The organism is Streptomyces sp. NPDC041108 (assembly GCF_055592645.1).
In genome coordinates, this window is record NZ_JBVIYK010000003.1 from 514,515 (window position 1) to 538,425 (window position 23,911).

At 71.1% G+C, this 23,911-nt stretch carries 19 protein-coding genes; 5 read left to right on the plus strand and 14 right to left on the minus strand.

Annotation, left to right across the window (positions count from 1 at the left end; all coding sequences use genetic code 11):
- The first annotated feature begins 27 nt into the window (after positions 1 to 27).
- The gene (locus ACZ6BB_RS11845; protein WP_471615105.1) at positions 28 to 1,038 is read left to right on the plus strand and encodes a sigma-70 family RNA polymerase sigma factor; all 1,011 of its coding nucleotides are present in this window, start codon (positions 28 to 30) and stop codon (positions 1,036 to 1,038) included.
- On the opposite strand, the gene ACZ6BB_RS11850 is transcribed toward ACZ6BB_RS11845, so the two are convergent.
- The 14 genes from ACZ6BB_RS11850 to ACZ6BB_RS11915 all read right to left on the minus strand — a co-directional run bounded on the left by ACZ6BB_RS11850 (position 931) and on the right by ACZ6BB_RS11915 (position 18,737).
- Entirely contained in the window at positions 931 to 1,317 is a 387-nt protein-coding gene (locus ACZ6BB_RS11850) for an STAS domain-containing protein (protein ID WP_471615106.1), read from the minus strand. The genes ACZ6BB_RS11845 and ACZ6BB_RS11850 overlap by 108 nt on opposite strands.
- A 55-nt stretch (positions 1,318 to 1,372) precedes the next feature.
- Entirely contained in the window at positions 1,373 to 2,656 is a 1,284-nt protein-coding gene (locus ACZ6BB_RS11855; RefSeq protein ID WP_471615325.1) for a thymidine phosphorylase, read from the minus strand.
- Positions 2,657 to 2,733: 77 nt separating this feature from the next.
- Positions 2,734 to 3,126 carry a cytidine deaminase gene (locus ACZ6BB_RS11860; protein WP_471615107.1) on the minus strand — a complete coding sequence of 131 codons (393 nt, stop codon included), beginning with the start codon at positions 3,124 to 3,126 and terminating at the stop codon, positions 2,734 to 2,736.
- On the minus strand, positions 3,123 to 4,397 hold the full coding sequence (locus ACZ6BB_RS11865) for an ABC transporter permease (protein WP_467349421.1): 1,275 nt from the start codon (positions 4,395 to 4,397) through the stop codon (positions 3,123 to 3,125). The genes ACZ6BB_RS11860 and ACZ6BB_RS11865 overlap by 4 nt, the downstream gene beginning before the upstream one ends.
- Positions 4,394 to 5,539 carry an ABC transporter permease gene (locus ACZ6BB_RS11870; RefSeq protein ID WP_471615108.1) on the minus strand — a complete coding sequence of 382 codons (1,146 nt, stop codon included), beginning with the start codon at positions 5,537 to 5,539 and terminating at the stop codon, positions 4,394 to 4,396. Before ACZ6BB_RS11870 ends, ACZ6BB_RS11865 begins: the two co-directional genes overlap by 4 nt.
- Positions 5,539 to 7,125, minus strand: a complete 1,587-nt coding sequence (locus tag ACZ6BB_RS11875; protein WP_471615109.1) for an ABC transporter ATP-binding protein — start codon at positions 7,123 to 7,125, stop codon at positions 5,539 to 5,541. Before ACZ6BB_RS11875 ends, ACZ6BB_RS11870 begins: the two co-directional genes overlap by 1 nt.
- A 282-nt stretch (positions 7,126 to 7,407) precedes the next feature.
- The gene (locus ACZ6BB_RS11880; protein WP_471615110.1) at positions 7,408 to 8,460 is read right to left on the minus strand and encodes a BMP family lipoprotein; all 1,053 of its coding nucleotides are present in this window, start codon (positions 8,458 to 8,460) and stop codon (positions 7,408 to 7,410) included.
- Between the two features lie 359 nt (positions 8,461 to 8,819).
- A complete protein-coding gene (locus ACZ6BB_RS11885) occupies positions 8,820 to 9,878 on the minus strand; it encodes a BMP family lipoprotein (protein WP_471615111.1) in 1,059 nt (352 codons plus the stop codon).
- Positions 9,879 to 10,179: 301 nt separating this feature from the next.
- Entirely contained in the window at positions 10,180 to 11,433 is a 1,254-nt protein-coding gene (locus ACZ6BB_RS11890) for an amidohydrolase (RefSeq protein ID WP_471615112.1), read from the minus strand.
- A 1,110-nt stretch (positions 11,434 to 12,543) separates the two neighbouring features.
- The gene (locus tag ACZ6BB_RS11895) at positions 12,544 to 13,737 is read right to left on the minus strand and encodes a low temperature requirement protein A (RefSeq protein WP_471615113.1); all 1,194 of its coding nucleotides are present in this window, start codon (positions 13,735 to 13,737) and stop codon (positions 12,544 to 12,546) included.
- 142 nt (positions 13,738 to 13,879) lie between these two features.
- The gene (locus tag ACZ6BB_RS11900) at positions 13,880 to 14,986 is read right to left on the minus strand and encodes a hypothetical protein (protein ID WP_471615114.1); all 1,107 of its coding nucleotides are present in this window, start codon (positions 14,984 to 14,986) and stop codon (positions 13,880 to 13,882) included.
- A gap of 55 nt (positions 14,987 to 15,041) precedes the next feature.
- Positions 15,042 to 15,980: an N-acetylneuraminate synthase family protein gene (locus ACZ6BB_RS11905; protein ID WP_471615115.1), complete on the minus strand. Its 939-nt coding sequence runs from the start codon at positions 15,978 to 15,980 to the stop codon at positions 15,042 to 15,044.
- A 13-nt stretch (positions 15,981 to 15,993) separates the two neighbouring features.
- Positions 15,994 to 17,334 (minus strand): cytidylyltransferase domain-containing protein, encoded by a 1,341-nt coding sequence (locus tag ACZ6BB_RS11910; RefSeq protein ID WP_471615116.1) that lies wholly within the window; start codon positions 17,332 to 17,334, stop codon positions 15,994 to 15,996.
- A 35-nt stretch (positions 17,335 to 17,369) separates the two neighbouring features.
- Entirely contained in the window at positions 17,370 to 18,737 is a 1,368-nt protein-coding gene (locus ACZ6BB_RS11915; RefSeq protein ID WP_471615117.1) for a DUF6716 putative glycosyltransferase, read from the minus strand.
- A 198-nt stretch (positions 18,738 to 18,935) separates the two neighbouring features.
- Here ACZ6BB_RS11915 and ACZ6BB_RS11920 point away from each other — a divergent pair, with 198 nt between their 5' ends.
- The 4 genes from ACZ6BB_RS11920 to ACZ6BB_RS11935 all read left to right on the plus strand — a co-directional run bounded on the left by ACZ6BB_RS11920 (position 18,936) and on the right by ACZ6BB_RS11935 (position 23,567).
- The gene (locus ACZ6BB_RS11920; RefSeq protein WP_471615118.1) at positions 18,936 to 19,913 is read left to right on the plus strand and encodes a glycosyltransferase family 2 protein; all 978 of its coding nucleotides are present in this window, start codon (positions 18,936 to 18,938) and stop codon (positions 19,911 to 19,913) included.
- Positions 19,910 to 21,244, plus strand: coding sequence for an alpha-2,8-polysialyltransferase family protein (locus tag ACZ6BB_RS11925; RefSeq protein WP_471615119.1), 1,335 nt, complete (start codon positions 19,910 to 19,912; stop codon positions 21,242 to 21,244). Before ACZ6BB_RS11920 ends, ACZ6BB_RS11925 begins: the two co-directional genes overlap by 4 nt.
- Before the next feature lie 8 nt (positions 21,245 to 21,252).
- Positions 21,253 to 22,413: an acyltransferase family protein gene (locus ACZ6BB_RS11930; RefSeq protein WP_471615120.1), complete on the plus strand. Its 1,161-nt coding sequence runs from the start codon at positions 21,253 to 21,255 to the stop codon at positions 22,411 to 22,413.
- Between the two features lie 317 nt (positions 22,414 to 22,730).
- Positions 22,731 to 23,567, plus strand: coding sequence for a class I SAM-dependent methyltransferase (locus ACZ6BB_RS11935; protein WP_471615121.1), 837 nt, complete (start codon positions 22,731 to 22,733; stop codon positions 23,565 to 23,567).
- The last annotated feature ends 344 nt before the right edge of the window (positions 23,568 to 23,911 follow it).

Below are 23,911 nucleotides of genomic sequence, written 5' to 3' on the forward strand. Positions count from 1 at the left end.
CAGGTATGCCACAGGGGTGGGTTGGCCATGGGTGACGGTACGGCGACGGCGACGGCGGAGCTCGACGTCCGGTTGGAGAAGCACCGGGTCGAGCTGACCGGGTACTGCTATCGGATGCTGGGCTCGTCCTTCGAGGCGGAGGACGCCGTGCAGGACACGATGATCCGCGCCTGGCGCAGCTACGAGAAGTTCGAGGGCCGGTCGTCGCTGCGGTCCTGGCTGTACCGGATCGCCACCAACGTGTGCCTGGACATGCTGACCGCGGGGAACAAGAGGGCCCGGCCCATGGATCTCACCGACTCGACCCCCCTGGCCCGGGCCGCCCTCTCCCCCCGGCCGGACAACACCTGGCTGGAGCCGGTGCCGGACGCCCGGGTGCTGCCGACGACCGACGACCCGGCGGAGGCCGCCGTGGCGAAGGAGTCGGTGCGGCTGGCGTTCGTCGCCGCGCTGCAGAAGCTGCCGTCGAAGCAGCGGGCGGTGCTCATCCTGCGTGAGGTGCTGGCCTGGAGGGCGAGCGAGGTCGCCGAGCTGCTCGACACCTCCGTCGCCTCGGTGAACAGCGCCCTGCAGCGGGCCCGCGCGACCCTCGCCGAGGGGGACGGGCAGGTCGCGGCGGCCGATGTCTCCGACCCGCTGGACGAGGAGCAGCAAAAGCTGCTCGAGCGCTATGTGGCCGCCTTCGAGGGGTACGACATGGCGGCGCTGACGGCCCTGCTGCACGAGGACGCGGTCATGACGATGCCGCCGTTCGACCTGTGGCTGACCGGCACGAGCGACATCACCGGGTTCATGACGACGCTCGGCGCGGCCTGCGCCGGCTCGCACCTGGTGCCCGTCGCGGTGAACGGCCTGCCGGGCTTCGCGCAGTACAAGCCGGATCCGGAGAACGGCGGGTTCACCGCCTGGGCGGTGCAGGCGCTGGAGATCTCACAGGGCCGGATCGCCGGATTCCACTGCTTCCTGGACACCGCCCGCTGGTTCCCCCTCTTCGGTCTGCCCCTCCACCTCGAAGGCAAGCCCGACCAGCCGCAGTAGCGTGCGCAGCGCGGGGGCGGGGTCCCGCAGCCGTATCCGGCCCCCGGCCCGCCGCGCGGCGAGCTGCATCCGGGCCAGGGCGTCGACGGCGGCCAGACCCGGCGGGCCGATACCGGCGACGTCGCACACCACGGTCCCGCCCCCGGTCCTCTCCAGTCGCGCGCGTACCTCGGCACAGAGCCGAGGCACCTCCTCCCGGGTGAGGGGGCCTGGCAGCACGAGTACGGCGGGTGTCGTCGCGTCCACGATCGGTAGACCGGGGAGAGTCCCGGAACTCATCGCGGAGGCGACCACACCCGCCGTGGCCTGCCCGGATCCGTCGGGCGGGGCCGCCTCAGGCGATGCGGTCCAGCACGATCGGCCTCGGCTCGTACGCGGTGCCGGGAGCGCCGATGTCGTACGAGCCCGCGACGGCTTCCAGGGCGTAGTCGAAGCGCTCGGGCGTGTCGGTGTGCAGGGTCAGCAGGGGCTGGCCCTCGGTGACCGTGTCGCCGGGCTTGGCGTGCAGCTCGACGCCCGCGGCTGCCTGCACCGGGTCCTCCTTGCGGGCGCGCCCGGCACCGAGGCGCCAGGCGGCGATGCCGATGTCGTAGGCGTCGAGGCGGGTCAGGACGCCGGAGGCGGTCGCCTTCACCACGTGCTGCTCGCGCGAGGTCGGGAGCGGGGCGTCGGGGTCGCCGCCCTGGGCCGCGATCATGCGGCGCCAGGCGTCCATCGCCGAGCCGTCGGCCAGCGCCTTCGCCGGGTCGGCGTCCTTCACACCGGCCGCGTCGAGCATCTCGCGGGCCAGGGCGACGGTGAGTTCGACGACGTCCGCCGGGCCGCCGCCCGCGAGGACCTCGACCGACTCGCGGACCTCCAGGGCGTTGCCCGCCGTCAGGCCGAGCGGGGTCGACATGTCCGTCAGCAGGGCGACGGTCTTCACGCCGTGGTCGGTGCCGAGGCCCACCATCGTGGAGGCCAGCTCGCGGGCGTCCTCCAGGGTCTTCATGAAGGCTCCCGTGCCCACCTTCACGTCCAGGACCAGCGAGCCGGTGCCCTCGGCGATCTTCTTGGACATGATGGAGGAGGCGATCAGGGGGATCGCCTCGACGGTGCCGGTGACGTCGCGGAGCGCGTAGAGCTTCTTGTCCGCCGGGGCCAGACCGTCGCCCGCGGCGCAGATGACCGCGCCGACCTCGTCCAGGACGTTCAGCATCTCCTCGTTGGACAGCAGGGCGCGCCAGCCGGGGATGGACTCCAGCTTGTCGAGGGTGCCGCCGGTGTGGCCGAGGCCGCGGCCCGAGAGCTGGGGGACGGCCGCGCCGCAGGCCGCCACCAGGGGGGCGAGCGGAAGCGTGATCTTGTCGCCGACACCGCCCGTGGAGTGCTTGTCGGCGGTGGGCCGGGACAGGGACGAGAAGTCCATGCGCTCGCCGGAGGCGATCATCGCGGCGGTCCAGCGGGCGATCTCCCGGCGGTCCATGCCGTTGAGGAGGATCGCCATGTTGAGCGCGGCCATCTGGTAGTCGGCGACCTCGCCGCGGGTGTACGCGTCGATGACCCAGTCGATCTGCTCGTCGCTGAGTTCGCCGCGGTCCCGCTTGGTGCGGATGACGGAGATGGCATCCATCGACAGAGACGTCATGGCTTTCCTTTTCGAGGGTTCAGAAAGTGTGCGGCCCCCCTGAGCAACTCAGAGGGGCCGCAGGGGAGTCACTTGGTGAGATGGTCCGGGCCGAATGCCTGGGGCAGCATCTCCGAGAGCGGCAGGATGCCCGCCGGGGTCTCCAGCAGCAGGTCCGCGCCGCCGAACTCGTAGAGCAACTGCCGGCAGCGGCCGCACGGGACGAGGATGTCGCCCTTGCCGTCCACGCAGGTGAAGTGGGTGAGACGGCCGCCGCCGCTGTTCTGCAGCTGCGAGACCAGGCCGCACTCCGCGCACAGGCCAAGGCCGTAACTGGCGTTCTCGACGTTGCAGCCGGAGACGATCCGGCCGTCGTCGACGAGGGCGGCCACGCCGACCGGGTAGCCGGAGTACGGGGCGTACGCCCGGGACATGGCGTCCCGGGCCACCGTGCGCAGCCGGGCCCAGTCGACGGCGGTCACTTGCCCTGTCCCTTCCGGTACGGCAGGCCGTCCGCCTTCGGCATCCGCAGCCGCTGCGCCGAGAGCGCGAGGACGATCAGGGTGATGACGTACGGCGTGGCGGCGACGACCTGGTTCGGGACCTCGTTGGTGGTCGCGTACCAGGTGTAGACCAGGGCGCCGATCACGAAGGTGATCGCGGCCGGGACGTACTTCTTGCGGACGGCCTGCCAGATCGCGCCGATGACCAGGAGCAGGGCGCCGAGCAGCAGCAGGGCGTGGACGTTCTCGGAGCCGCCGCGCAGGTTGAGGCTGTCGGTGTAGCCGAAGAGGCCGGCGCCGAGGGCGAGGCCGCCCGGCATCCAGTTGCCGAAGATCATCGCGGCGAGACCGATGAAGCCACGGCCGCTGGTCTGGCCCTCCAGGTAGAAGGGGTTGGCGACGATGGAGAGGAAGGCTCCGCCGAGGCCGGCCAGACCGCCGGAGATGATCACGGCGATGTACTTGTACTTGTAGACGTTGACACCGAGGGACTCGGCGGCGATCGGGTTCTCACCGCAGGAGCGCAGCCGCAGGCCGAAGGCGCTGCGCCACAGGATCCACCAGGTGGCGGGGATCAGGGCGACGGCGACGAGGGTCAGCCACGAGACGTTGGTGACCAGACCGCCGAGCAGGCCGGCGAGGTCCGAGATGAAGAACCAGCCCTTGGAGTTGAGTTCCGTCAACGCGTCCGACAGTCCGGGGATGGTGAAGTCGCCGATGGACTCGACCGGCGGAGACTGCTTGGCGGAGCCGCCCTGGTGGCCCTCGAAGGCGAGGGGCGCGAGGTAGCGGGTGGCGCCGAGGGCGAGGATGTTGATGGCCACACCGGAGACGATGTGGTTGACGTTGAAGGTGACGGTGACGAAGGCGTGCAGCAGACCGCCGATCGCGCCGCCGGCGATGCCGACCAGAACGCCGGTCCACGGGCCGTACTGGAAGCCGGCCCAGGCGCCGAACCAGGTGCCGAGGATCATCATGCCTTCGAGGCCGATGTTGACGACGCCCGCGCGCTCGGCCCACAGACCGCCGAGACCGGCGAGGCCGATCGGGACGGCCAGTTCCAGCGCGGTGGACATCTGGCTGACGTTGGTGATGCCGTCGGCGCCGGTGATGATGCGGACGATCGAGGTGAGTGCCAGGACGCCGGCGATGACCAGCAGCAGCACGGGCAGCGACATCTTGCGCCCGGTGGGGGCGGTCGGCTCCAGCGAGGGCTGGTTGAGGTCGGTCGCGGTGGTGCTCGTGGTCATCGGCCCGACACCTCCTTCTTGACGTTGTGGTTGTCGGAGGCGTCCGCGTCGAGACCGCCGAGAACGTGGCCCGCGGCCAGTTCGGCGCCGACCCGGCGCTGCTGGCGGCGCAGGCCCCACTCGCGCACGGTCTCGTAGGAGACGACGACCGAGAGCACGATCAGGCCCTGCATGATGACCGCGATCTCCTTGTCGTAGCCGTGGAAGTCCAGCTCCGGGGACGCCTTGTCGAGCCAGGCCCACAGCAGGGCGGCGAAGGCGATGCCGACGGGGCTGTTGCGGCCGAGCAGGGCGATGCCGATGCCCAGGAAGCCGATCCCGGTGGGGAAGTTCAGGCTGTACGTGTGGGTGTCGCCGAGCAGGATCGGCAGGCCCGCGAGGCCCGCGACACCGCCGGAGATCAGCATGGCGGTGAGGACCATGCGCTTGGGGTCGACGCCGCTGGCCGCGGCGGCCGACTCCGAGGCGCCGGAGGCGCGCAGGTCGAAGCCGAACCGGGTGCGGTTGATGACGATCCAGTAGCCGACGCCGAGCAGGACGGCGAGCAGCACCAGGCCGTAGATCTCGCCGGCCGCGCCCATGTCGATGCCGGGGACCCAGCCGGACTCGGACATCTCGCCGGTGGTGTTGTTGTTGCCGACCTTGACGCCGAAGACGTTCGGCAGCCAGAGGTAGCCGATGACGGAGGTGGCGATCGCGTTCAGCATGATCGACGCGACGACCTCGCTGACGCCCCGGGTGACCTTGAGGACGCCGACGATGCCGGCCCAGAAGGCGCCGGTGAGGATCGCCGTGAGCATCAGCAGCGGGATCTGCAGGGCCGCGGGCAGGTCGACGTGGGCGCCGACGATCGCGGCCATCATGGCGCCGAGCAGGTACTGGCCGTCGACACCGATGTTGAACAGGTTCATCCGGAAGCCGATGGCCACCGCGAGGGCCGCGACGTAGTACAGCGAGGCCTGGTTGATGATCCGGACCTGGATGTCGGAGAACGTGGCCTGCTCGAACATGATCGTGAACGGCTCGACCGGGTTCTTGCCGGAGGCCAGCAGCACGATCGCGGTCAGCACGAAGGCCACGGCCAGTGCGAGGACCGGTCCGGCCACCGCGAGGAGCACGCGCTCCTTGTCGAACTTCTTCATCAGCGGGCCTCGTCTTCCTCGGACTCGGACGTGTCCGCCGAGGTCTCGGGGGTCTCTTCGGATGCGAGGTGGCCGGTGGCGGCACCGGTCATGGCCGAGCCCAGCTCCTCGGGGGTGATGGTGGCGGGGTCGGCGTCGGCGACCAGCTTGCCGTTGTAGATCACCCGGAGCGTGTCGGACAGGCCGATCAGCTCGTCCAGGTCGGCGGAGATCAGCAGTACGGCCAGGCCCTCGCGGCGGGCCTCGCGGATCTGGTCCCAGATCTGGGCCTGTGCGCCGACGTCCACACCGCGGGTGGGGTGGGCGGCGATCAGGAAGCGCGGCTTGTGGCTCATCTCGCGGCCGACGATCAGCTTCTGCTGGTTGCCGCCGGAGAGGGAGGCGGCGGTGACGTCGATGCCGGGGGTGCGGACGTCGTACTCGGTGACGATCCGGCGGGTGTCCTCCTGGGCGGCCTTCGGGTCGAGCCAGACGCCCTTGGCGTTGGGCCGCTCGGTCACATGGCCGAGGATACGGTTCTCCCAGAGGGGGGCCTCCAGCAGCAGACCGTGCCGGTGGCGGTCCTCGGGGATGTAGCCGACGCCCTGCTCACGGCGCCTGCGGGTGGGCCAGGCGGTGATCTCGTCGTCGGCGAGCGAGATCGTGCCCGAGTCGGCGGACTTCAGACCGATCAGCGCGTCGACCAGCTCGGTCTGGCCGTTGCCCTCGACACCGGCCAGGCCCAGGACCTCGCCGGCGTGGATGGTGAAGGTGATGTCGTCGAGCAGGGCCTTGCCGCCGACGGCCTCCAGACGGAGGTCCTTGACGGTGAGGACGGGACGGTCGGTGACCGTGGACTCGGCCGTCTCGGGGGTGGGCAGCTCGCTGCCGACCATCAGCTCGGCGAGCTGGCGCGGGGTGGTCTCGGTGGGGACGGCCGTTCCGACGGTCGTGCCGCGCCGGATGACGGTGATCTCGTCGGCGACCGACAGCACCTCGCCCAGCTTGTGCGAGATGAAGATGACCGCCAGGCCCTGCGCCTTGAGTTCACGCAGGTTGGCGAAGAGGGAGTCGACCTCCTGGGGCACCAGGACGGCGGTGGGCTCGTCCAGGATCAGGGTGCGGGCGCCGCGGTAGAGGACCTTGAGGATCTCCACGCGCTGGCGCTCGGCGACCCCCAGCTCCTCGACCAGGACGTCCGGGCGCACGCCGAAGCCGTAGCGCTCGGAGATCTCCTTGATCTTGCGGCGGGCCTTGGCGCCGATGCCGTGGAGCTTCTCGCTGCCGAGGACCACGTTCTCCAGGACGGTGAGGTTGTCGGCGAGCATGAAGTGCTGGTGGACCATGCCGATGCCACGGGTGATGGCGTCGGCCGGGGACGAGAACGAGACCTGCTCGCCGTCGACCGCGATGGTGCCCTCGTCCGGCTTCTGCATGCCGTAGAGGATCTTCATCAGGGTGGACTTGCCGGCGCCGTTCTCCCCGACGAGGGCGTGGACGGTGCCCTTGCGCACGGTGAGGTGGATGTCGTGGTTGGCCACGACGCCGGGGAATCGCTTGGTGATCCCGGCGAGTTCGACGGCGGTCTCCTGACCGTTGACCGCCACGTCGGCCGGAGGGCTGCTGGACGCGTTGATGGCGCACTCTCCTGGGAAAGGGGGTCGTCTACGCGCGTAGCGCCCCTACGGCATCGGAAGCGGGCGACGCACCCAGGCGGTACCGGGGAAAACGGGGCGAGATGCCTCGACATCCCCGGGGCCGCTTAGACAACGGGGTACAGGGAGCGATACTCCCCGTACCCCGTTGAGCGCACGTAACCCCGCGGTTACTGGCGACTTCGGAGGTGCCTGAACACCACCGGGTCGCGCGACTGCTCGTGGTACAGCTGATCAGCCGGTCTTGACCTTGATCTCGCCGCTGATGATCTTCTCCTTGGCCGTGGCGATGGCCTCCTGGAGCTCGGTGTCGCCCTTGAACTTCGGGTTGGAGTCGGCGAGGCCGACCTCGCCGGTCTTGAGATCGCCCCTGACGATACCGGTCGCGGGCTTGCCGTCCTCGACCGACTTCGCCAGGTTGTACACCGCCTTGGCGACGTCCTTCGTCGCCGAGGTCAGGATGAAGTCCTTGTACTTCGCGAGGGCTTCCTGCCGGTACTGGTCGGAGTCGACGCCGATCGCCCAGATCTGGTCGACCTCGGCGGCCTCGATCACGCCCTGGCCGGACAGACCCGCCGCCGCGTAGATGACATCGGCCTTCTTCTCGATCTGGCCCTCGGCGGCCGTCTTGCCCTTGTCGGGGCTGGAGAAGCCACCCTCCTCGGCCGTCTGGGTCAGGTACTGGGTGAGCACCTTCGCCTTGGGGTTGGTGTCCTTGACGCCCTGCTCGAAGCCCGCCTGGAACTTGTGGATCAGCGGGATGTCCACGCCGCCGACGAAGCCGACCGTGTTCGTCTCGGTGACCTTCGCGGCCGCGACACCGGCGAGGTACGAGGCCTGCTCCTCGGAGAAGACCAGGTCCGCGACGTTGTCCAGCTGGACCGTGGAGTCGTCCACGATGCCGAAGGTGGTGTCCGGGAACTGCTCGGCCGCGGCCTTCACGGCCGTCGCGTACGCGTAGCCCACACCGACGACCGGGTTGTAGCCCTGCTTGGCCAGGGAGGCCAGGCGCTGCTCCTTGTCCGCGTCCGTCTCGCCCTCGGTGGGCTCGATGTCCTCGGTGTCGTACCCGAACTCCTTCTTCGCCTTCTCCAGGCCCGCGTACGCCGCGTCGTTGAAGGACTGGTCGCCCTTGCCGCCGACGTCGTAGGCGATCGCGAGGCCCTTGTCGCCCTTGGCGTCGGCGGAGGACGAGGCGTCCGTCGACGTACCGCCGCAGGCGGAGAGGGCGAGGGCGAGGGAGGCGGTCGCTGCGCCTGCGACCGCGAGGCGGGAAACCCGGCGCATGTGTGGTGCTCCTGTCGTACAGCGCCGGGGGGTACTGCTCAGTAGTGCTTCACAGCATCGGCGCCTTATATGGCTTTCGCCGCAGAGTAACGCGCGTAGACCCTTCGGGTGAAGCCTGGTGGACCACGTTGTTATGGGGCCGTGTTGCAACGTGGCTCGGGGGTTGGGGGCGCGTGGCGGAGGGCGGTTCGGGTGGAGTCGCGGCTGCGGGTGCGTTGTGGCTGGTCGCGGCCACGCGGCGGAGCCGCGTATCGATGCGGCCCCGGGCCCCTCACGTACCCGGAGGCACAAATGAGGCGGGGTGGGTGTACACACGTACACCCACCCCGCCTGTCAACACACTCGCAGAGGCGTGACCGTTACTCGGTCTTCACCTTGATCGAGCCGTCGATGATGCCTTCCTTGGCCTTGGCGACCGCGTCGGTCAGGCCGGCGATCTCCGCCATCTTCGGGTTGGAGTCGGCGAGGCCGACGCCGTCCACCTTCAGGTCGAAGGTCTGGACACCGGTGAGCGGCTTGCCGTCCTCGACGGACTTGGCGAGGGTGTAGACCGCGCCGCCGACGTCCTTCAGGGCGGAGGTGAGGATGTAGTCCTTGTAGGGGGCCAGGGCCTCCTGGTTGTACTGGTCGGAGTCGACGCCGATCGCCCAGACCTTGGCCTTGGCAGCGGCCTCGATGACACCCTGGCCGGAGAGGCCGGCGGCCGCGTAGAGCACGTCCGCCTTCTTCTCGATCTGGCCCTCGGCGGCGGCCTTGCCCTTGTCGGGGCTGGAGAAGCCGCCCTCTTCGGCCGTCTGGGTCAGGTACTGCGAGAGGACCTTGACCTTGCCGCCGCTGGTGTCCTCGACGCCCTGCTTGTAGCCGGCCTCGAACTTGTGGATGAGCGGGATGTCCACGCCGCCCACGAAGCCCACGGTGTTCGTCTTGGTGGCCTTGGCCGCCGCGACGCCGGCGAGGTACGAGGCCTCCTGCTCGGCGAAGACGAGGGACGCCACGTTGTCACCCTCGACGACCGAGTCGACGATGCCGAAGGTCGTCTTCGGGAACTTCTTGGAGGCGGCCTCCATGGCGGGGCCGTAGGCGAAGCCGACACCGACGACCGGGTTGTAGCCCTGCTTGGCCAGGGACTCCAGACGCTGCTGCTTGTCGGCGTCCGTCTCGCCCTCGGTGGGCTCGATGTCCTCGGTCTTGTAACCGAATTCCTTCTGAGCCTTCTCCAGGCCCGCGTACGCGGCGTCGTTGAAGGACTGGTCGCCCTTGCCGCCGATGTCGTACGCGATCGCGAGGCCCTTTTCGCCCCCGCTGGACTCACCGCTGCCGCTGCTGCTCTCGCTGCTGGTACCACCACAGGCCGTGGCGGCGAGCGCCAACGACGCGACCCCCACCGCGACGCGGGTCAGTTTGGAAATCCGACGCATCTTGAAGTTCCCCATCTTCTCCAAAGCCCCGCGACCGGGTGCTCAGTTCGGCGCACATTAACGCGCGTAGACCCTCCTGGGAACGGGGTTTCGACTGGCCGTTATCCATTCGTGCCGGTGGCCGTTACGTCCTCGTGAACCATGGGATCGAAAGGGATCTCTTGGACACTGGGCCTCTCCCGCCCCTCGCGTTCCGTGTACGGGGGCGACTTCAGCGTGACGGTGCGCGCTCCGCACGGTGCTCGTACGGACACGCGCACCAGGCTGCCGCGAGGGCGGGCGGGGCGCAACCGGAGCGTGGTTACCGGGCTGCCGGGTCGAGGGCGCGCATGCGGGCGTCCAGGAGGGCGGCCGCGGTGAAGAGTTCCACGCCCACGGTGATGGCGTGCTCGTCGGCGTCGAAGTCGCCCTGGTGGAGATCGCGGACGGTGAGATCGCCCGGACGGCGGACACCCAGACGGGCCATGGCACCGGGGACGTGCTCCAGGTACCAGGAGAAGTCCTCGCCGCCGAGGCTCTGCTCGGTGTCCTCGACGGACTTGGCACCCCGGCGGGCGACCATCGAGTCGTGCAGCAGTTCGGTGACGACGGGGTCGTTGACGACCGGCGGGACGCCCCGGATGTAGTTGATCTCGGGCTTGGCGCGGTGCATGACCGCGACCTCCTGGACCGCCTCGTGGATGAGGTCGGGGGCCTGCCGCCAGGCGTTGATGTCCAGGCAGCGGACGGTGCCGGAGAGCTCCGCGTGCTGCGGGATGACGTTCGGCGCGTGGCCCGACTCGATGCGGCCCCAGGTCACGACGAGCCCGGCGCGGGCGTCGAAACGGCGGGCGACCAGCGCGGGGACGTCGGTGACGACCCGGGCGGCGGCGGTGACGAGGTCGGTGGTGAGGTGGGGACGCGCGGTGTGGCCGCCCGGCCCGTCCAGGGACAGCTCCAGCCGGTCGCAGGCGGAGGTGATGGGGCCGTGACGCAGACCGATGAGACCGGCGTCGACCCTCGGGTCGCAGTGCACGGCGATGATCCGGCCGACGCCGTCGAGCGCGCCGGTCCTGATGACGTCGGCGGCGCCGCCGGGCAGGACCTCCTCGGCGGGCTGGAAGATCAGCCGGACGGGGCGGGGCAGCTGCCCCCTGCGGTGCAGGTCGGCGAGGACGAGGCCGGCGCCGAGGACGACGGTGGTGTGCACGTCGTGGCCGCAGGCGTGGGCGCGGTCGGGGACGGTGGAGCGGTAGTCGCAGTCCACCTTGGTGTCCGGGATGGGGAGGGCGTCGATGTCGGCGCGCAGGGCGAGCGCGGAGCCGTCGGTGCCGTTCCGGTCGCCGATGTCACAGATGAGTCCGGTGCCGCTGTCGAGCACGCGCGGGCTGAGGCCGGCCTTCTCCAGGCGGGCCTTGATCGCGGCGGTCGTGCGGAACTCCTGGTTGCCGAGCTCCGGGTGCATGTGCAAGTCGCGGCGGAAGGCGACGAGTTCGGCACGCAGGGCTTCCGGCAACGTGCCGGGGAGCGATGTTTCGGCTTCCCCCGGCAGATCTGCCTCGGACTCTCGGGACATCAGTTGGTTCACCCTCTGAAGGGTAGGGCGATCGGGCGACCTTCTCACCCTCGATCAACAAAAAATCAGCCCGTGAGGGGAAGATTTCCGGTCGCACGACGCATACGTATTGGCAGGGATGGGTATACCCGGCCGCCTCTTCGCGGGCGGGCTGACCTCGGAAAAGGGAGCGCCGGGGTTGCCCGCGAATCCCATCGTCCAAACGTCCGGGGGTGCCCGGACGATTCCCACACTCCACGGATACCACGTCCGGCCCACCGCACTGTCCCGGAACCATCACCGCCGCGTGATGGTTCCGCTACGACCTGTGTGCGACAGGGCGGACGGGAAGGCGGCGCGGCGGGGCCATGGAAGGGCGGTGGCCTGCGGCTGCGGGGGTGAATCGGGGGGGCGGGGTCGCGGGGTGCGGGTGGGTGGCGCGGGGGTGGCGGAGGTGACAGGGATCACTGGGGTGACGGGGGGCGCGAGGTCGACGGGCGGGCGACCCGGCGAGTGGGGATCGGTCGGGGCGCCTGCGTGCGTGGTGTTCCGCGGGCGCCCGCGAGGGGCGGACCGCGCCTCGGCCGCCGCTCCGACGGCTCCGGGCCGCCGGCTTGGGGCGCGCGGGCCGAGCAGGGGTGGCAGCCCTGTGTGGCCCGTGGTGGTCGAGGCCATGACGGCCCTCAGGGCCGGGGGCGAGCGCGGCCCGCGCGCCCCGGCGTCGGTCGGCCCGCCTGGGGAGCCACCCCGCCCGACCTCGGCCCGCGCGGGGAGCACGGCCGTACGGGGTGCCGCGGGGCCGAAGCGGTAAGGCGGGGGCCACGGCGGCCAAGGCCCTCGACGGCCACCGGGTCGCACGCACGCGACCGTGCCGGCGAACAGGAGCAGGCTCACCTCCGCAGCCCACCCGCCCCGCCTCAGCCCGCGCCCGCCGCGCAGGGCACACGGCCGTACCGGGTGCCGCCGGGCCGAAGCGGTATCGCGGGGACCACGGCGGTCACGGCGGTCACGGCGGCCACGGCCCCGAAGGCCGGCGGGGCTGAGCGCGTGGCCCCCTCCGGGTGGCGGTCGGCACGGGCCGCTCGCCCGCGCCGTTCTCGCGCCCCCGCCGGGCGGACCGGGCGCTCGGTGTCAGCGTGCGTCGGCTGCGGTGGCGCGGGCGTGGATGAGCAGCACCGTGGTGATCGTCGCCGTCAGGGCCGCCAGGGCTGCCAGGGCCGGGACGAGGGCGATCAGGGGCCCTGCCGCCAGGCAGAGGGTGCCTCCGGTGAGCAGGGCCGGAGCGCGGTGGCCCGTGGTGCGGAGCAGGATCGCGGCGGAGCCGAGCAGGAACAGGCCCGTGCCGCCGGCCAGGGCCCAGGCGGGCATGCCGTGGAGGGGCTCGGCAAGGCCGTAGTGGTCCGTGTCGGCGACCTGGTGCAGGGTCTTCTTCATACCGAGGGCGGTGATGACGACGCCGGCCACCAGCGGCAGGTGGAGGAAGGTGTACGTGTCGCGGGCCAGGACCGTACGGTCGTCGCCGGTCAGCTCGGCCAGGCGGTGCTCGGCCGGCTCGCTCACGCCGTGGAAGTACAGGCGCCAGAGGGCGGCGGAGACCAGCAGGCCGAGGGCCGCCGCGGCCACGACGGGGGCGGTGACCGTGTAGCCGGTGACCCCGACGCCGATCGCGACGATGGACTCGCCCAGCGCGATGATGACGATCAGGCCGTGACGCTCGGAGAAGTGGGCGGGGGACGCCACGCGCCACCCCGACCGGCCGGTGACGAAGATGCCCGCGTAGTCGATGATCACCGCGGCCAGCCAGATCAGGATCCTGGTCACGCCGTCGAAGGCCGTACCCAGGAGCAGCAGGGTGAGGGGCGGGAGGACCGACAGCAGGGCCGTACGGCGGAGGGTGGCGTGCAGGGCCGCGTCGTCGGGGGCGGAGAGCCAGTAGGTCACCAGGTGCAGGACGCGGACGGCGCCGTAGCAGGCCACGAACAGCAAGGGGGCGTACAGGCCGCCCGGGTCGTCCTCGTACACCTTGGGGACCGTCAGGGAGACGATCAGGACGACCGTCATCACCGCCACCAGCACTCCGGACATGGCGCCCGAGTCGGCGCGTACGACGTTGCCGAGCCAGGCGAAGCAGCACCAGCACCACCACAGAAGGGCGAGGACGACCATGCCGCCGAGCAGGCTCAGGGCGGTGGGATCGGCGGCCATCAGGGCCGTGACCTGGGTGATGGCGTAGACGAACACGAGATCGAAGAAGAGTTCGGCGGGGGTGACCCTGTGTCCGTCCGCTGTGGGTGCGAGCCGCGCGCGTTCGCCGTGTGTCGTCACCACTCCCCCTTCGGGGAAGGCACTTCGCCTTCCCCAGCCACGCCGCACGATAGGCGCGGACCGGCCGGGGAAGCGACGGCTCCGGATACCCCCGGAGCGAACACGGTTCAGGGCACTCGGGCCGGGGGTGCCGGGGGGCGGGTCAGACCGGAACCACCGACGACAGCCGGTGGACGTCCCGAGCCGTGCCCGTGACCCCGGACAGGAAGCCCTGGGCGCGCGGGGAGGCGTTCTCCGTCAGCCAGCTCGGGTCGATGTCGCAGACCGCCACGCGTACGTCCGTGCCGGCGAGCGCGAGCGGCAGGGTGTGGACCACGGTCGAGGGGAAGCTGAGGATCGTCCGGCCGATCGGGCCCCGGCGGGCGATGAGTTCGAGGGGGAGGTCGGGGCGGACGATCTCCAGGCCCGTCTCCGCGGCGAGGGTGTGGAGTTTCTCGGCGCTCTCGCGGCGGTGGGCGAAGTAGCGGGTGGCGCCGTGGGTCCTGGCGAGGGAGCGGACGGCTTCGAGGTAGCGCTCGCCGTCCACCACGCCGGTCTCCACGAGGGACGTGCCCACGAGGTCGGCACCCTTGGTGATGCGGGGCGGGCCGAAGCGGGCCCGGGTCCAGGCGAAGTCGTTGGCGGTGACGAAGACGCCCTCGGGGGCCTCGTCGATCGGCATGGAGGAGAAGACCTCGACGCGTCTGCCGGCGCTCGGGGTGAGGCGTTTGCGGGCCTTGGAGGAGACCGGGGCGAAGATCAGGTCGCGGGGGCCGGGGCGGCCGCCCTTGCGGTGCCAGCGCACGAGGCGTTCGCCCCGGGCCAGCTGGGAGACGAACTCCATGGTCGCGGTGCCGTCGTCGACGACGACGACGTCCCGGGCCCGGGTGATGGTCAACAGGAGCTGCACGTACCGGGAGAAGGGGTCCCCCAGGACGATGCGGCTCGCGGCGCGCAGCAGCGGGGCGAGGCCGCCGATGGTGCGGAAGGGGGCGGCGGTGCCGCCGCGCGCCTCCTCCCAGCGCACGTGGTGGCCCTCGTCCCGGGCCAGCTCCGCCATCCGGCGCAGCTGGCCGCGGGTCATGGGGTCGTTGGGCGACAGCACCACGAGGGTGAGTCCCGCGCCGCCCCTTCGGAAGGGCCCCGCGCCGGGGTCCTCGGGTGTGCCGAGGGCGTGGGCGTGCGCCCACTCCAGCACGTTGAGCAGCTGTACCGGGCTCTCGACGAAGGCGAGAGTGCGGGGGCCGGCGGTTCCGGCGCGGGGGCTCATCGACGTACGACCGTCCCGTAGTGAGGGAGACCCGTGGTCAGGGATGGAGGGAGGCTCAGACCGCGACCGGCTCGCCCGCCGCCGCCGCGATCTCCGCCTCGGCGACGACGCCGGAGACACGGCGCAGCTTCTTCATGGGGCCCAGCTCGGAGTCGTAGACCTTCTTGACGCCGTCGCCGAGGGATGCCTCGATGGTGCGGATGTCGCGGACGAGGCGGGTGAGGCCGCCCGGCTCGACGGAGGCGGCCTGGTCGGAGCCCCACATCGCGCGGTCGAGGGTGATGTGGCGCTCGACGAAGGTGGCGCCGAGGGCGACGGCGGCCAGTGTGGTCTGCAGGCCCGTCTCGTGGCCGGAGTAGCCGATCGGGACGTTCGGGTACTCGGCCTGGAGGGTGTTGATGACGCGGAGGTTCAGCTCCTCCGCCTTCGCCGGGTACGTCGACGTGGCGTGGCAGAGAAGGATGTTGTCCGAGCCGAGGACCTCGACGGCGTGGCGGATCTGCCGCGGGGTCGACATGCCGGTGGAGAGGACGACCGTGCGGTTGGTGGAGCGCAGGGCGCGCAGCAGCTCGTCGTCGGTGAGGGAGGCGGAGGCCACCTTGTGGGCGGGGACGTCGAACTTCTCCAGGAAGGCGACGGCCTCGGTGTCCCACGGGGAGGCGAACCAGTCGATGCCCTTCTCCTTGGAGTACTCGTCGATCTGGCGGTACTCGTCCTCACCGAACTCCACGCGGTGGCGGTAGTCGATGTAGGTCATGCGGCCCCAGGGGGTGTCCCGCTCGATGTCCCACTGGTCGCGGGGGGTGCAGATCTCGGGGGTGCGCTTCTGGAACTTGACCGCGTCGCAGCCGGCCTCGGCGGCGGCGTCGATCAGCTTGAAGGCGTTCTCCAGCTCACCGTTGTGGTTGATGCCGATCTCGCCGACGACGTAGACGGGGTGGCCGGGGCCGGCGGTCTTCGAACCGAAGGTGCGCAGACGGGAGTTGGTGCTCATGACGGAGGATTTCCTAACTGGTGAGGGAGTCGAGAGAGTCGAGGGAGGGGCCGAGGATCCAGCCGGCGATCTCCCGGATCGCGCCTTCACCGCCGGGGACGGTGGTGACCGCGCGTGCGGCGCCGCGTACGACGTCGTGGGCGCTGCCGACCGCCACGGGCCAGCCCACGAGGGCGAAGCACGGGAGGTCGTTGACGTCGTTGCCGACGTAGAGCACGCGCTCCGGCGCGATGCCCTGCTCCTCGCACCACTGCTTCAGTGCGAGGTCTTTCCGGTCGATGCCGTGCAGGACCGGGAGCTTGAGCTTCCGGGCCCGGGCGGCGACGACCGGGTTCTGTTCCGAGGACAGGATCAGCATCTGCAGGCCGCTCCTGCGAAGGGCCGCGATGCCGAGTCCGTCGCCGCGGTGCACGGAGACGAACTCCCGTCCGTCGGAGTCGATCAGCACCCGGTCGTCGGTCTGGGTGCCGTCGAAGTCGAGGACCACGGCGTCGATGTCGTCGTGGGTGGGGAGGGCGCCGGGCCGGTTCGCGTCGAACAGGGGCGCGAGGGCCTGGGCGCGGGCGAGGTCGTGCGGGTCGTCGATCTCCAGGACCCGTGCGGGGTCGGTGCGCACGAGTTCCGTCCGGCCGAAGAAGCGGTGCTGGTACTTGCGCAGCCCGGCCGCGTCCATGGCGTAGGCGGCGCCGGTCTCCAGCAGGTCCTGCGGGCGGTCCTGGCGGCGGGGGCGGAAGGACTTGTCGTGGTTGACGCCGTGGCCTCCGGCCGGGCTCCCGGCGAGGTCCTCGGTCCCGTGTGCCGCCCGGGCGTGGCCGCCGGTCGGGGTGGCGCCGAGGGTTCCGGGCGCCGCGCCGGTCGGGCCGTCCGCGGACTCGTCCGTCGTGTCGCGCCAGACGAAGCCGTGGAACGGGGCGACGGTGAGCGCGGTGTCCGCGCCGTGCTCGACGAGGGCGCGGGCCACGCCGTCGATGTCCTCGCGGAGGATGAACGGGCTGGTGCACTGGACGAGGAGGACGACGTCGACCGTGGCGCCGTGGAGGGCCTCGTGGGCGTCCAGGGCGTGCAGGACGGCCGCCTCGGAGGTGGCGGTGTCGCCGGCGATCGCGGCGGGGCGGAGCACGACCTCGGCGCCGGACTCGCGGGCGGCGGCGGCGATGGCGTGGTCGTCGGTGGAGACGACGACGTGGGTCACCAGCCCGGCGGCGAGGCACTCGCGGACCGCGCGGGTCACCAGCGGCACACCGCCGACGGGGGCGAGGTTCTTCGCGGGGACGCCCTTGGAGCCGCCGCGCGCGGGGATCACGGCGAGGACGCGGCGGGCGGTGGCCGCTCGGTCCGCTTCCGGGTGGGGCATGGGCTGTACTCCTTGCGCAGTGGACAGGTGGCGGCTCACAGCTCCCCCATCCGGCGGATGACGGGCGCCACGCGCTGCACCCCGTGGCGGTAGGCGCCGCGCGCCGCCCGGCGCACGATCTGCCGTACGGGCCCGGCCTGCCGGTCGGCGGCGGGTGACCCGGGCAGCGGTGCGCCGTCCGGGCCGAGGTGGTGGCGGGCGAGGATGCCGGGGAGGTAGCCGGGCGCGGTGAAGGGCGTGTAGTACGGCGCGAGCGGCGGCAGTTCGGGCGTGGCGACCAGCTTCGCGACGCGGGCGCGGGCCGCGTCGAAGGCGGTGGCGTACGAGCCTGCCCCGGAGTTCGTGCCGGAGGTGCCCCCGGCCATCACGCCCTGCCGGGCCACCCACCGCGGGTCCGGCGCCGGCTCGTACCCGGCGTCCAGCTGGTCCCAGGAGGCGAGGCAGCCGGAGCCGACGAAGTGGTGGTTGCCGAGGGTCTCGCGGATGCCGAGGTCGGTGAGGACGACGGTGGGGATCCGGCGGTGCAGCGACTCCAGGGCGGCCGTGGAGCTGACGGTGACCAGCAGGTCGGTGGTGTCGAGGACCTCGCCCATGTTCCCGTAGGCGAGGCGGAAGTTGGCCGGCAGGCCGCCGGGCAGCTTCTCCGCCAGCTTCTGGTAGGGCAGCTCCTCGATGTGCGTGGTGTGCTCGCCCGGCTTGGAGCGCAGCTTCAGCAGCACCTCACGGTCGGGGTGCAGCCTGGCGTGCCCGATCAGACGGTTCAGCAGGTACGTACGGTCCCTGCGGTTGTCCGGGACGGACGGCTGTACGGCGAAGACGACCGTGTAGGGCCCGCGCCCCTGTTCCGCGGACGGGTCCTCGGGGCCCGTGTGGGGTCTGCCGCCCAGGAAGGGCAGCGCGACCTCGGTGACCGAGGAGGCGTCGGCGCCCACACCTTCGTACACCGCCCTGAACCGGTCCGCGTCCTGGCGGGAGTTGGCGAGGACGAGGTCCGCTCCGTGCCGCAGCAGCAGACCGTCGGCGAGCTTCTCGTAGACGACGCCGACGTAACCGGTGACGACCACCGGCCGCTTCGTACGCCCGTCCCAGGCCCGGCGCAGGCCGTGCAGCATCGCCTGGACGCCCCCGCCGACGAGGGAGAGCAGGACGATGTCGTACGCGGCCTCCTTCATGGCGCGCAGGAATTCGAGGCCGGTCACCTCGCGCAGGGAGTCGGAGCGGACGCCGACCTCCTGCAGCTGACGGGCCGTGGGAGTGGCCCGGCCGCGCAGGAGGAAGCCGTCCAGGCGGACCTCCGACGCCTCCGGAGCGAGCCGGTGCGCGGTGAGCGCGCCCCATTTCCACCGGGTGTCGGAATCCGCGAGTACGGCGACTCGCAGGGTGTTCGTAGCACTTGCTGGCACATCGAAGACGCTAGGAAGCGATTCCGTTGAACGGCCCAACCCGAATGCAACAAAGGGTTAACAGCACATCGCCGAACGGCGAATCGGGACGCGAACGGCAGCGGAATGCACCTGGTTCACGGTTCCGCCACGCGTCGTTCACCTGACATCAAGCGGGTGGTCAAGACGAATGTCGGAGGGCCCCCTAACGTCACGGGGGTGGTCAAGCTCTCCGTCATCGTGCCGTTCTACAACGTGCAGCAATACGCGCCCGACACCCTGAAGAGCCTCGGAGCAAATGCTCGTGAGGACTTCGAATTCATTCTCGTCGACGACTGCTCGCGCGACGAGACACCGGACATTCTCGCGCGCGCGGAGCGCGAGTTGCCGGGGGCGGTGCATGTCAGACACGAACAGAACGGAGGACTGGCGACCGCGCGCAACACGGGCATCGACAACGCCCGCGGCGAGTACCTGACATTCCTGGACGGGGACGACTGGCTCGCCCCCGGCTACTTCCCCCGGCTGCTGGCCGCCATCGAGGACCTGGGCTGCGACTTCGTGCGCACGGACCATGTCCAGTGCACCGGGCGGGCCCGCTCCGTCCACCGGGTGCCCAACGGGCGCCGGGGCGTGGTGATGAACCCGCGGGACGCGATCCTGCCCGCCGACCGCTCCACCTCCGTCGACTACGCGTTCGCCTGGGCGGGCATCTACCACCGCCGGCTGGTCGACAAGGGCGTACTGCACTTCACCCACGGGCTGCGCACGGCCGAGGACCGGCCGTGGATCTGGAAGCTCCACCGGGAGGCCGAGTCCTTCGCCACGGTGGGGCTGCTGGGGGTCTTCTACCGACGCGGTGTGGCGTCCTCCCTGACCCAGATCGGCGACGTACGGCAGCTGGATTTCATTCGCGCGTTCGACCAGGTCATCGCGGAAACAGCGAAGGACCGGGACGCCGACAGACTGCTCCCCAAGGCCGTGCGCACCTATTGCGCGATCATCTCCCACCACTTGGGATCCATCGAAAGGTTCGAGCCGACGGTGGCACGGAAACTGAAGTCCATGAGCGCCGTCGCGCTGCGCCGCATGCCGCAGGACGTGCTCGACGAGGCGCTCGACTCCATGGACGTCCAGCGCGCCACCCGGCTGCGCCGGCTGCGCCGCCGTCCCGCCGCCACGGGGGCCGCCGCATGACCACGCAGATCTTCATGGCGTCCACGCTGTACGGAACGGCCACGCTGGCCGCCGCCCTGGACACCGAGTGCTTCCGCCCCGCCGCCCGGCGCATCCTGCTGATCTCCAACAACGCGGCGACGCCGGAGACGGCCCCCGGCCTGGACGAGATGCCCGGCTTCGAGCGGCTGAGCACCCGCTTCGACGAGGTGATCTCCTGGAACGAGACCATCTCCCCCTTCCACCCCGGCGGCTGGTCCCCGCGCCAGGACGACGTACCGCTGTGGGAACGGCATCTGCGGCTCCTGTGGAACCTGGGGGACGACGACGTCGAGCTGGCCGTGGAGTCCATCCAGGTGCACCCGGCGCTCGGTTTCACCCAGATCTTCACCGGCGCCCCCGTGACCGTGTACGCGGACGGCCTGATGAGCTACGGCCCCACCCGCAACAAGATCGACTCGCTGGTCGGCACCCGCATCGACCGCCTCCTCCACCTGGACCTCGTCCCGGACCTCAAGCCCCTGCTGCTCACCGAGTTCGGGGTCGAGCCGGAGATCGTGCCGACGGACGCCTTCGTGAAGGTGCTGGCGGAACTCGTCGACACCGGTGACGAGCTGCCCGCCGTCGAGGAGCCCGCGCTGCTGCTCGGCCAGTACCTCTCCGCGCTCGGCATCCTCACGGCCGAGGAGGAGGAGAACCTCCACGTGCGGATGCTCGCGGGCGCGGTCGCGCTCGGACACACCAAGGTCGTGTTCAAGCCGCACCCCAGCGCCCCCGCCCGCTGGTCGCGCGGTCTGGAGAAGGAGGCGGAGCGGCTCGGCGCCGACCTGACCGTGCTGGACACGCCGGTCCTCGCCGAGGTGCTCTACCAGCGGATGCGTCCGGCCCTCGTCGTCGGCTGCTTCTCCACTGCCCTGCTCACCGCCTCCGCGCTGTACGGCCTGTCGGTCGCCCGCGTCGGCACCGGCACGCTGCTGGACCGGCTCGCCCCGTACGAGAACAGCAACCGGGTGCCCGTCACGATCGTGGACGCGCTGCTGCCGGAGCTGGGCGACCGGGACGCGGTCGCCTCGCAGCGGCCGGGCACGGCGGTCGCCGACCTCGACGGCCTGGTCCGCGCGGTCGGCTTCGCGATGCAGCCGAAGATCCATCCCTCGCTGCGCGGCGAGACCGAGGCGTATCTGACGAGGCATCTGGACGCGCGCACCCTGCGGTACTTCAAGCGGCGTCGGCTGACCTCGCTGGGGCTGCCCGGTGGCATCCCCGTCCAGCTCGCGTTCATCCCGCGCAACGCCACCGTGCGAAGAGTCGCGCGACGGGCCCGGTCCCTCAAGCGAGCGGCACTGGGATGAGTCTCGGGGTGACTTCCTCGACGAAGACGGATGACCGCGTCGAGCCCTCGGTGCGGGTGGACGGGGGCCGGTCGCGCAGTTCCCCGGGCCCCGGCCGGGGTCCGGGCGAGACCCGGCCCCGGCTGTACGCGCTCGACGGGCTGCGGTTGGTCGCCGCTCTCGCCGTCGCCGCCTATCATTACGGTGGGCGCGACGGGGAGATCGGGAAGGCGTGGGGGGCCTCGCCAGCCGTGCAGTTCCCCACCGCCCACGGCTGGTTCGCGTACGGCTGGGCCGGGGTCCAGGCGTTCTTCGTGATCAGCGGGTTCGTGATCTGCGCGAGCGGCTGGGGGCGTTCGCTCCCGTCGTTCCTGGCCTCCCGCGCGGCCCGTCTGCTGCCGGCGTACTGGGCGGCGGTGATCCTGGTCGCGGCCGTCTTCGCCCTCCCCGGCATCGGCTTCGCGCGGGTGTCCTTCAGCGAGTTCCTGGTCAACCTCACGATGCTGCAGATGCCGCTCGGCGCCGACCGGGTCCTGGGCGTGTGCTGGACCCTGTGGGCGGAGGTCCGCTTCTACGTCCTGTTCGCGCTGTGCGTGGTGGTGCCCGGAGTGACCCGCGGACGGGTCCTGTGGTTCTGCGGCGGCTGGACGCTGGCCTCGGTGCTGGCCACGGCCGCGAAGGAGCCGCTGCTGGACGTCGTCCTGATGCCGCAGTACGCGTCGCTGTTCATCGGCGGTCTGGGTCTGTATCTGGTCCATCGCGACCGCCGGGACACCGCGGCCTGGCTGATCGTGGTGTTCAGCCTGCTGCTGAGCCAGTACCGGACGGTCGAGGACATGTGGCACGCCCCGGACCCGGAGTTCTTCTCCTACCGCTCCCAGTTGGGCATCGCCGTCGCCGTCGGCGCCGGCTTCGTGGCCGTGGCGGCGGTCGCGCTGGGTCTCCTGCGGCGCGTCGACCGGCCCTGGATGGCCACCGCGGGCGCCCTGACGTACCCGTTCTATCTGGTGCACGAGCACCTGGGCTGGCCCGTGATCCGGGTGCTGCACCAGAGGCTGGGCGTTCCGTCGTCGGTGACCGTCGCCCTCACCGTGGCGCTGATGCTGGCGCTCGCCTGGCTGCTGCACCGCTGGGTCGAACGTCCGCTGCAGCCCTGGCTGCGCGATTCACTCGGGGGACGCCGCGGCTGAACCGTCCCTGAACCTGGAATTGGCCGACTGTTCATCCGGACCGAGGATTCCGCCCGGCCTTTCCGGTAAGGCTCCGCAGCATCCTTGAACGGTCCACAGCCAACGCACGGTCCGTGGCGGTTCACCCGTTCGCCTGTTCGTCCGTTCACCTAGTCGACGCGAGAGAGTCTTCTGTCCTCATGGCCTCTGAAACGACTCCCGAAACGGCCCTTGGAACGACCTCTGGAACGATCTCTGGAACGACCTCTGAACATGGCACGATCCGGCTCCCCCGTGAACTCGACGACGTTCCCGGCTGGTTTCCGGTGCTCGACCAAATGCTTTTCGACTGGCTTCTGGACCGGCAGGAGGACGCGGGCGAGAAAGGCGATCTTCTGGAGGTCGGCGTCTACATGGGCAAGAGCGCCGTCTTCCTCGGCCGGCACCTTCAGGAGGGCGAGTCCTACACGGTCTGCGACCTCTTCGAGAGCGACGCACCGGACGACGCCAACGCGGCGGAGGCCACCAGGTCGTACCGCAGTACGCTCACCCGCCGGGCCTTCGAGGCGAACTACCTCTCCTTCCACGACGAGCTGCCCCGCGTCCTGCAGGGCCCCAGCTCGATCGTCCCCGGCGAGGTCGAGCCGGACTCCTGCCGTTTCGTGCACATCGACGCCTCGCACCTGTACGAGCACGTCGAGAGCGACATCACCGCCGCGCGGGACGTCCTCCGCCCCGGCGGCCTGGTCGTCCTCGACGACTTCCGCTCGGAACACACCCCCGGGGTCTCCGTCGCCGTGTGGGAGGCCGTCCTCAACCGGGGCCTCAACCCGGTCTGCCTCAGCACGCAGAAGCTCTACGGCACGTGGGGCGACCCGGAGCCCGTCCAGGAGGCCCTCCTGGACATGGTCGCGCGACGGAACGACTGCCACCTCAGCAACCAGCGGGCGGCCGGCCACCGCATCATCCGCCTCAAGTCCAAGGGCATGAAGGCCCCGGCCTTCCCGAAGTCCCGCCACTGGACACCCCCCGGCCCCCCGACGCCGGCCCTCCAGCCCCCGGCCCGCCCCCGCCCACCCCGGAACCCCGCCCGCGAACTCGCCCTGGACCTCCTGCCACCACTGCTGACGAGGACGATCAGAAGGGCGAGGGCGGCAAGGCGGCGAACGGCCTGAGGAGAACGGCGAGCTGCGGTCGGACAGCGCCCCGTGCGAGGTCGGAGAGCGCCCCGTGCGAGGTCGGAGAGCGCCCCGTGCGAGGTCGGAGAGCGCCCCGTGCGAGGTCGGAGAGCGCCCCGTGCGAGGTCGGACAGCGCCCCGTGCGAGGTCGGCGAGCCGGTGAGGTGACGTCCGGTGGAGCGGGAAGTCAGCCGTTGCCGGCTCTGTCAGGGGCAGCGCCTCGCCCGGAGCCGCACCCGCCGAAGGCCACGCCCCGCCAGCAGCCGCGTCGCTCAGGGGCGCGGGGAACTGCGCGAGAGACCGTACTCGGCCGTCAGCCGCCCACGAACCCCGCCCGCCCC